Origin of the sequence: Alkalimonas sp., from assembly GCF_020831925.1 — a bacterium.
Lineage (GTDB): Bacteria > Pseudomonadota > Gammaproteobacteria > Enterobacterales > Alteromonadaceae > Alkalimonas.
This window is the reverse complement of record NZ_JAFIFQ010000080.1, coordinates 1-9,404: the sequence shown is the minus strand read 5'-3', so window position 1 is coordinate 9,404 and position 9,404 is coordinate 1. Positions and strand designations below refer to the sequence as shown.

General features: G+C 54.2%; 6 protein-coding genes and 1 pseudogene. 1 reads left to right on the top strand and 6 read right to left on the bottom strand.

Features of this window, described 5'->3' with window-relative positions:
• Positions 1 to 219 precede the first annotated feature (219 nt).
• The 5 genes and pseudogenes from JJU14_RS15595 to JJU14_RS15580 all read right to left on the bottom strand — a co-directional run bounded on the left by JJU14_RS15595 (position 220) and on the right by JJU14_RS15580 (position 7,538).
• Positions 220 to 3,588: an FG-GAP repeat protein gene (locus JJU14_RS15595; RefSeq protein ID WP_228614645.1), complete on the bottom strand. Its 3,369-nt coding sequence runs from the start codon at positions 3,586 to 3,588 to the stop codon at positions 220 to 222.
• Positions 3,589 to 3,615: 27 nt separating this feature from the next.
• A pseudogene (locus tag JJU14_RS16740) lies at positions 3,616 to 3,924 on the bottom strand (hypothetical protein); the annotation flags it as partial.
• Between the two features lie 234 nt (positions 3,925 to 4,158).
• The gene (locus tag JJU14_RS15590) at positions 4,159 to 5,133 is read right to left on the bottom strand and encodes an L-threonylcarbamoyladenylate synthase (RefSeq protein WP_228614644.1); all 975 of its coding nucleotides are present in this window, start codon (positions 5,131 to 5,133) and stop codon (positions 4,159 to 4,161) included.
• Between the two features lie 26 nt (positions 5,134 to 5,159).
• Positions 5,160 to 6,017, bottom strand: coding sequence for a DUF6671 family protein (locus tag JJU14_RS15585; RefSeq protein WP_228614643.1), 858 nt, complete (start codon positions 6,015 to 6,017; stop codon positions 5,160 to 5,162).
• Positions 6,018 to 6,032: 15 nt separating this feature from the next.
• Positions 6,033 to 7,538, bottom strand: a complete 1,506-nt coding sequence (locus JJU14_RS15580; RefSeq protein WP_228614642.1) for an NADP-dependent isocitrate dehydrogenase — start codon at positions 7,536 to 7,538, stop codon at positions 6,033 to 6,035.
• A 132-nt stretch (positions 7,539 to 7,670) separates the two neighbouring features.
• On the opposite strand from JJU14_RS15580, the gene JJU14_RS15575 reads away from it, so the two are divergent.
• Positions 7,671 to 8,615 carry a LysR substrate-binding domain-containing protein gene (locus tag JJU14_RS15575; protein ID WP_228614641.1) on the top strand — a complete coding sequence of 315 codons (945 nt, stop codon included), beginning with the start codon at positions 7,671 to 7,673 and terminating at the stop codon, positions 8,613 to 8,615.
• Positions 8,616 to 8,674: 59 nt separating this feature from the next.
• Here the strand turns inward: JJU14_RS15575 and rlmF are convergent.
• Positions 8,675 to 9,404 (bottom strand): 23S rRNA (adenine(1618)-N(6))-methyltransferase RlmF (rlmF, locus tag JJU14_RS15570; protein ID WP_228614640.1); only part of this gene is annotated, 730 nt, incomplete at its 5' end.

Sequence of the window (9,404 nt, the reverse complement as noted above, 5' to 3'; positions counted from 1 at the left end):
TGCTGACAAACTCCTGTTTCAAGCCAAAAATGATGGTAGAGCGCGTATTTATTACAACGAAAACTCAATCTGACTAGCAGTGCTGAATGTGCCAATTAAGCCAAGACTATTTGCCATCCGGCACGTTATCTTTGCGGCAAAGCGTCAGCTACTCATAAAGCCTGCTAACTAGTAAGGCGCCATTGGGTGTGTTAAGCCCGAACCAATGACACCTCCCCTTTAAAATAGATAGACCGCACCGGCGTTTGCTAATGATGTGTCGGTTTTATCGCCATTCAAGCCTGTTGCGGCGCTTCGCTCGCCTATGGCACCAACTGCCAAAAGGCTGCCATCTCCAGCTATGGCGACAGCCCCCCCAAATCGCTGAGAACCTGCGGCGTTGGATGCTTTGATATAAGCTTGCTGACTCCAGCTGGTATCATGCCGTTTGAACAGGTAGACAGCGCCAACATTCGAAGCAGAAGCATTAGATTGATCACCGTTTATGCCCGTCTCCAGGTTGCCTTCCTGTGCTGCGCCAACCGCCAGTGTATTTCCATCATCGGTTAAAGTAATGCTGCTGCCAAACTGGATAAAAAAGGTACTGTTGGATGCTTTAATATAGGCTTGCTGACTCCAGGCATCGTTGTCAAAGCCAAAAGCATAAACAGCCCCAGAGCTTGGACTGAAACCACTGTTTTGGTCCCCGTCGATGCCCGATGCTGCATTGTTTTCCTGCGGTGACGCTACAGCCAGCGTATTGCCATCGCCGGATAGTGCAACATCAAAGCCAAAGAGAGCATCCTGGCGGGTATTGGATGCCTTGATGTAAGCCTGCTGGCTCCAGGCATCCGCTGAGTATCGAAAAACATAAACAGCTCCGCTTTGTGGTAATGAAGTATCCGATTGATCACCATCCACGCCTGTTGCATTGCTGGATTCACCAGAAGAACCAACGGCTAGTGTATTTCCATCGGAGGATAGGGCAACACTGCTACCAAACCTGAAGTTCTCCGCAGTATTGGACGCTTTTACATACGCTTGCTGGCTCCAGTTGCTGCCGGTGTCACGACGATACAAATACACGGCGCCACTTGCCTGGGCGGATGTATCGGATTGGTCGCCGTTAATACCCGTCGCATTGCTGGCTTCCCCGCTCGCACCCACCACCAGGGTGTTGCCATCTGCGCTGAGCGCAACCGAGCTTCCGAACGAAGCGGATGCAGCTGTGTTGGATGCCTTAATGTAAGCTTGTTGGCTCCATAAGTTGCTGCTTCGGACAAACACATACACAGCGCCACTGTTCAGGGCAGATGTATCGCTTTGATCGCCATTAATGCCGGTCGCGCTACTTGCCTCCCGACTTGAGGATGCGACCAGTGTGTTGCCGTCGGCCGATAAAGCCATGGTTGAGCCGAACTGGTATTGCTCTTGGCTATTGGACGCTTTGATATAAGCTTGTTGTTGCCAGCTGTTATGGCTGCCATCGCGGGTAAACACATAGACGGCACCACTATTAAAAGCGGATGTATCGGTTTGGTCGCCATTGATCCCGGTGGCATTACTGCTTTCAGCTGAAGCCGCAATGGCCATGGTGCGCCCATCTGCCGATAGCACAATGCCAGAGCCAAAACGTTGTTGCGATAAGGTATTGGAGGATTTGACGTAGCCGGTGGCCTCCGCCAGCGACGTAGTCACAAAGGTAGGGGCGGAGTCGCTGCAACCACTGCTGTTGCAGGCGGATAGGATGTAACTGGCGTTGATGCGCTCGGGCAGAAACACGTCCAGAGCAAAGTCGGTGGTACTGGCATCCATAACAGCAATTTCACTGTAACCTGAATGGCCATCCGGGTTTTCCAGCAACCGATACTCGGTAGCATTGGATACGCCTAGCCAGCTAAAAGCAAAACGCTTGGTTTGCTGTGTCGACAAGGAAACTTCAGGCGCAGCTGGCACCAGCAGACTAAAGTTGGCGATCACAGTACAATCTTGGGAGATTGCTGTTATGGTAAAGGTCGTATCATTTAAACTGCCGCCGCAGGTCCCCTCCACCGAACTAATGCCATAGCCTGGGTTCGGCGACAAGGTAAAGCTGAATGTCTCCCCCTCCGGTACCGACTGGATTGTATCAGGGCTGATACTGCCATTCTCTGTGGCTATGGGCAGTACAGAAAATAGTGGCGGTGGAGGCACGGGGATAAAGTTAGCAACCACAGAGCAATCTGCCGTTATGCCAACGGTGGTATAGGTGGTGCCATCAAAAGCGCCAAAGCCACCACAGGTCTGTGTAATACTTTGTAAAACAAAGCCAGGCTCGGGTGTTATTTCAAAAGTCGCGCTTTCCCCTTCGGCGACCATTTGAGTGATGCTTGGTGTTATGTTCCCATTACCAATCCTCGATGGGATAACGCTGAATACTGGCGAGGGCTCTGTGGTTAAGCGGAAACTGACGACAACAGAGCAATCGGAAGTGATGGCATTGGTTGTGAATGTCGTGCCTGCTAAACTTCCACTGCAGTTACCATCAATGCTGGCGATGCTGTAATCTGGGTCTGGAGTAATTTCAAAATCAATCGACTCCCCGGCAAGAATTGTTTGGTTGGTGCTTGGCGAAATACTGCCATTATCCAGTGCCAGAGGAATGATGGTGAAGCTGGCATCGCTGGCTTCGGGCGTAAAGCTCACCACCACAGAGCAGTCTGAGCTTACCGGGTTTGTAGTATAGGTTGTACCAGACAAAGTGCCGCCGCATGTACCGGCAACCGCGCCGATTATATAGCCTGGGTTGGGGGAAATTGTGAAGGTGGTGGTTTGTCCTGCCTCGATATGAAGTTTAGCACTCGGAGAAATACTGCCGTTTTCTAAGGCGACCGGGATAACACTGTAGGTAAAGGGTTCTGAATTTTCTATGGGGAGAAATGAAGCCACAACGGAGCAATCGGCTGTAATTGCATCGGTCGTGAACAGGTTTTCATCCAGAATACCACCGCAGGTGCCACTAACACTGTCTACCAGAAAGCCTGGCGCTGGCATTAGGGTATAATTCACACGCTCGCCCTGGGGTACTAGTTGAATGCCATCAGGAGTCATACTGCCACTGCCAATGCTACTGGCAATGACGCTGAAGCTGAGTTCGCCGTATTTTGGGGTAAAAATAGCGATAATGGAGCAACTAGTGGTAATTTCCCCAGTGGTGAATACATCATTGGTTAGAGTACCCTCACAGGTTCCTGCAATGTCACTAACCTCAAACCCACTGGCCGGAGTGATGGTAAAGCTCGCTTTTTTCCCCTCGGGAATTCTCTGAGGGGTGGCTGGCACGATAGTTCCAGCGCCAACCGTGGATGGAATAACGGTCAGTGCATCTTCCTCTGCATCACTATCCGGGCGGAAAATAGCCACCAGTGCACAATCTTCCTGAATAGCATCGATAGTGAAGGTATCATCAGCGAGGGTGCCATCGCATGTCCCTGCAACACCATCGAACAGATGGCCATCCGAGGCGGAGACCCTAAATTGAATGCTTTCGCCTTCAGCAATGCGCTGAGTGGTGGCGGGGTAAATAGTCCCACTTCCAACGACAGAGGGTATAACGCTGTTGAAAGTCAACTGTGCTTCGATCGTTGGAGTAAAGGATGCAAAAACGGTGCAATTATAGGTGATAAAGCTGGTAGTAAATACATTGCCATCCAAGGTGCCGGGGCAGGTTCCGCCGATGCTGGCAATGCTATAACCATCATCCGGTGTTACGGTAAATGTTGTGCGAGCCCCCCAATGCACACTCTGAGTGTTTGAAGGGCTAATGCTGCCATTTCCGCTGGTTGTTGGTATGACACTAAATTGGGCTGTAGAAGAGTCCCAGTCACTGCAACCGCTAATAAATACAACCGCAACCAACGCAGGAATAAAATTGAAGAACCGACTACTGGGTGAGTGAAAGCACATAGTCTGGTACCACTAATTTAGAGTTTGATTTTAAGGCTAGCAGTTAATTTGTTAACATCAAATCGAAAGCGCGAATTTGTAAATGAAAAAAATTAAATCAACTACCGAATCGCTTATATCCTGACTTGTCCGATAATTCACACCTGAATGCGATGCTTTTGTTATGTTGTGATTTATGCGTGAAAATTTCAAGTTAGCAGCATACAGTGGCAACTTTCAGCATGCATGATCGGCTTACCCCCGATAGCTGGCCCGTTTTACCCGATCCCAGACCGCCAGCCATGCTTCATCCCGTGGGGGCGACTCCAGCAGAATCAGCTCGGCACCGGCATGGTCTGCATCGGCCAGGGCGCGGTACAGCTTACGGCCATAGGATGGGGCATCGGCAGGCATCTGTTGCTGCCAAATGGGCTGGAGTGTTTTGGGCACCGGGCCAAGATGCAGTATGGCCAGCTTCTGGGCTAGGGTTGCCTGCGCAGGCAGGGCATCGGCAAACGAAGCATAAAGCAGCGGGGTATTGGGCTGGTAATGTGCTTTGACGTTGCCAGCCACTTTGATGTTGTGCTCGTGCGGTTGTTGCACCGACCGGCCCAACACCTCGGCAAGCTGCTTGGCACTGATAGGGCCCGCCCGTACAATGGTCAGTGGCTCGCTGGTGGCATCGACAATGGTGGACTCCAGGCCATAGCTGCAATCACCGCCATCCAGCACTGCATCAATACGGCCATCCAAGGTGTGCAACACCTGGGCTGCGCTGGTGGGGCTCAGTTTTTTGTAGCGATTGGCCGATGGCGCAGCCACCGCCAGCTGGTGCTGCGTCAGCAGCTGATGTAGCACCGGATGGGCCGGTACCCGAATGCCAATGGTCGGGAGGCCACCAGTGACCACTGGGCTGACAGCCGGCGATTTTTTTAGCAGTAAGGTTAAAGGCCCTGGCCAAAATGCCTTCGCCAGTTGCCAGGCGCTGTCCGGGATGTCTTCGGCCCAATCGGTAAGTGCTGCCGCCGATGGCAGGTGCACAATCAGCGGATGATCAGACGGCCGGCCTTTGGCTGCAAAAATACCTTGCACAGCTGCAGGATTGCGGGCATCGGCGGCAAGGCCGTAGACGGTTTCGGTGGGGACCGCTACCAAACGGCCGTCCAGCAGCAGTTGGGCCGCCAGGGCCAGTTCATCTGGTTTGGTGGGGTCCAGCTGCAAGGTTGTCACAAGCCGATGTCTCCGTCGTAAAGCGATTAGGGGTTGCAGCGGGGGCAGTGCTTAGCATCGGCCCATGCTGATGCAACCGGCTGCTGCTCCTGGTGACCACAGCGGCTGCACCGCTTTATTGTACTGCTGATTTGTGACGTTAAAAAGCCACAATCGCCGCATGGCAAACCACGTACGCAATCTTTAACCCAAAAATCCGACGCGCCGCAGTGCGGACAAGATGCGGCTAGACGTTGCGCCAGCTGAGCAGCTGCTTGTTGGATCACCGCCTGACGTGGTGGACAGAAATGGGCACGCAGGTCGGGTTGCAGCGAGATTTTCTGCCGTAAGCTCAGGTTGGGCCCCAGCAGCCCGGCGCTCTCAAGCGCGCTCAGCACGGCATGCTCACCCTGCAGCCCTTTGTGCCAACCGTCAGGGCCAGGCAGCATCCAACCCTGCTGAGGTTCGTGCTTAGCCAGATGTTGCCGAACGTGCTCCCAGTCCTGGGTTTCAACCGAGGTCAGTGCTACGGCCATGCCCACTCGGGCGATGATTTCTTGCCCGGTTGTTTGATCGTACAACAACAGCAATTCTTCGTTCCAGGGCAGGATGCCTGGAAAAGGGCCGCCGCCAAAACTGCCTTCGCTGCCAATGCCCCATGAGCAACCGGTAAGCTGGCAGGCCAGTTTAGCTTTGGTGCGCGCACAATCCAGCGGGCTGAGTGTCCGCGCTATCTCGCCGGAAAACGTGCCCAGCTGATCGGTATCATAGGCATCGGTCGCAGTGAGGGTAAGCCCCAGCGCTGCCAGTTCCGGGGCAATCGGCGCCGCTTTATGATGCCGTGTTAATAAAGCGCCAGGCTCCGCGAACGGAGCCCGGGTCACCTTGCGAGGTGATGCATTCATTGCAGGCCTTAGCGTTTACTGGCCTTGCCCGAGGGCAAAACCACGCTCGCCGTCAAAACTGCACAAATTTTCTGTTTTAATGATATCAAAACCAGCCTCGTTTAACCGTTGCAGCAACTGTATCACAGCCCCAAATCGGATACTGCTGTGCTCGTCTCTGGCCACAAAACGGCAGCGCCAGTGATCGGTACAGAAGGTTTCCGGGAACCCCTGCGGCCACACTTTCACGCCTCGGTTGGTGATCATTTGCAGCTGTAAGAACTCGGTCGATAACTTACACAGCTGTTCGGCCAGACGATCAGGGGATATCGGTTTGTGGTGCAAAAACACATCGACCCCAATCAATAATTTACGGGCTTTGGGGCGGGCTGTAGCCTGAGCGACAGGCGCTGGGACTGACTCTGCCGCATTTTGATACCGTACCTTAGCAAAGTGCTGCGGTTCTTGCCCAAGGCGGGCAATAACGGCTTGAGTAAAAGCTTCGATGCTGACGGCCTGGCCGTTATTTCCCGCGATATCGGCTGTGTGTACACCATCTTCAATGGTGCGCAACCAGGCATTGTGAATCCGCTCGGCCACATCAGCCTGGCGAATATGCACCAGCATCATCACGGCGCCCAGTAACAAGCCACTCGGGTTGGCGATGCCCTGACCTGCGATATCGGGTGCGCTGCCATGAATGGCCTCGAACATAGCCACATGATCGCCGATGTTGGCGCTGCCTGCCAAACCAATACTGCCCGACACTTCAGCTGCGATATCGCTGATGATATCGCCGTACAGGTTGGTGGTGACCACCACATCAAACTGCTCCGGCCGGGTTGCCAGCCGGGCACTGCCGATATCAATAATGTAGCGATCTTGCATAATTTCAGGGTATTCCGCGCCGATTTCCTGAAAAACCTGGTAAAACAGGCCGTCGGTCATTTTCATGATGTTGTCTTTGACCATGCAGGTGACTTTTTTACGGCCATGGCTGCGGGCATACTCGAAAGCATAGCGGATGATGCGTTCACAGCCCGGGCGGCTAATCAGCTTCAGGCACTGATACACCTCGTCGGTTTGGCGGTGTTCAATACCGGCGTACAAGTCTTCTTCATTCTCCCGCACGATCACCACATTCATGCTGGGGCTTTGGGTGGCGACAAAAGGCGCATAGCTGATGCAAGGCCGCACATTGGCATAGAGCCCAAGGGTTTTGCGAATGGTCACATTCAGACTTTTGTAGCCGGCACCCGATGGCGTGGTGACAGGCCCTTTTAAGAAAACTTTGGTGCGGCGCAAACTGTCCCACGCATCCGGAAGAATGCCCGCGCTGTGACCGGCTAAATAGACCTGCTCCCCGATGTCGATAAACTCCGGCGCAATGCGCGCACCGGCCGCCTCCAGAATACGCAGGGTAGCACGGGTGATTTCCGGGCCTATGCCATCGCCTAAGGCTACGGTAATAGCCACGTCTTGTTTTGGCAAAGCGGCCAGCCGGGTTTTGGGGGTACTTACGACAGAATGATCATCACGCATGGTTTTGCTCCTGTAGATGGGATAGCTGCACTGTACGCAAACACACCTATAAATAAAAATACTTAGTTTTAATTGAACCCATAGCTCAAAAGCTATAGATTTGTGATGTATTATCATCAGCCGGAGCCGGACATGCCTGCAACTACCCTGGCACGTTTTCAGCGCATCACCCCGCAACAGTTGCGTGCTTTTGAAGCCAGTGCCCGTTTGCTGTCTGTAACACGCGCCGCTCAGGAGTTGTGTGTCAGTCAGCCGACCGTTTCGGTACAGCTGCGCGAGTTGGCCAGCACGCTCGGCGAGCCATTGTTTCAGCAATGCGGGCGCAGCATTCAGCTGACACAGGCAGGAGAGGCCCTCTTTGTGACCGTGCGGGAGTTGGCCGGTTGCTGGCAGCGACTGGAGTCCCGCTTGGCAGAGATCCATGGGCTGGTCCGTGGCCGCCTTAAATTGGCAGCTGTAACAACAGCCGAATACTTTGTGCCTGATTTGTTGGGGAGTTTTGCGGCGGCTCATCCGGGCGTAGATATTGAGCTTGCGATTGAAAACCGCGATCGCGTGGTAGGGCGACTGTCGCAGGGGCAGGATGAATTGGTGGTGATGATGATGCCGCCTGATAACCTGCCGCTGGAGCAACTGGAGTTTCAGACCAACCCGCTGGTGGTGATCGCGCCCTCGTCGCATCCGAAGGCGCATCAGCCGATCACGCTGAAAGATTTAGCGGAAGAACGATGGTTGATGCGCGAACCTGGCAGCGGTACCCGAATGGCGACTGAACAGCATTTCCACCAGCAGGGGTTTGTGCCTTCCGTGGCCATGAGCCTTGGCAGCAACGAAGCCATTAAGCATGCCGTGGCGGCAGGTCTTGGCATTGCTGTGTTGTCCAGGCTGGCTATTTGCCCGCCGTTGTGGCCGGTCGTGGCAGCATCCGCCGCGGAGCCGGGGTCGGCAGAACCCCTGACGATGCTGCAGGTTGAGGGCTTTCCGCTAAACCGGCACTGGTACGTGGTATGGCGCAGTGATCTGCCGTTATCGGCTGCCGCCAGGCACTTTTTGCACTATCTGCAATCGGGAAGTTAGTCACAGCCTCAAGGGTGTCAGCAATGGCCATGTGGGCGGCTTGTTTAGCAGCCGCTGTACTAAAACCGCCAGGCCAACAAGTGGCTGCTTTTCTGGCCTTGCTGCATCTTGATGGATGTCACCTCTGCGGCACCTGCTTTGCGCGCCGCAGCAACCAGAGGGGGCAGATGGCGCTGCTGCGAGACCAGGCTGCTAAACCAGCCGACCTGGCTGGAAAAATCGACGCTTTCTGCCATCAATCGTTGGATAAACGCCAGCTCCCCGCCAGGACACCACAACTCGTGCTGTTGGCCGGCAAAATTACGCTGCTGTGGGCTTTTTGCCAGCTTTAAATTGCTGCGTTTACGCTGATTGGCCGCGGCCGCTTCGGCGGCCGAGCCATAAAAGGGCGGGTTGCAGACACTGACCGCAAAAGCATCGCCTGGCTGTATCACACCGTGCAGGATGTGCTGGCTATCCGCTTGTTTGCGCAGACTGATCTGGCCGCTCAGGGTGGGGTTGCTATCAATAATCAGCTGAGCCGCTTTTAATGCCACGGCATCGATATCGCTGCCCACACAGCGCCAGCCATAGCTTCGACTGGCAATGATGGGATAAATCAGATTGGCACCACAGCCAATATCCAGCAGCCGCACCTGTGTACCGGTCGGTACCTCGCCAGGCCCTGCCAACAGATCCGCCACAGAGTGAATGTAATCGGCACGCCCCGGAATAGGTGGGCACAAGTAACCGGCTGGCAACTGCCAGTAAGCCACCTGGTAATAGTGCTTGAGCAAGGCTGCATTTAAC

Bases quoted from the DNA above. Each gene is read 5' to 3' on its own strand.
- JJU14_RS15585 (WP_228614643.1), bottom strand. From the start codon at position 6,017: ATGAATGCATCACCTCGCAAGGTGACCCGGGCTCCGTTCGCGGAGCCT.
- JJU14_RS15580 (WP_228614642.1), bottom strand. From the start codon at position 7,538: ATGCGTGATGATCATTCTGTCGTAAGTACCCCCAAAACCCGGCTGGCC.
- JJU14_RS15575 (WP_228614641.1), top strand. From the start codon at position 7,671: ATGCCTGCAACTACCCTGGCACGTTTTCAGCGCATCACCCCGCAACAG.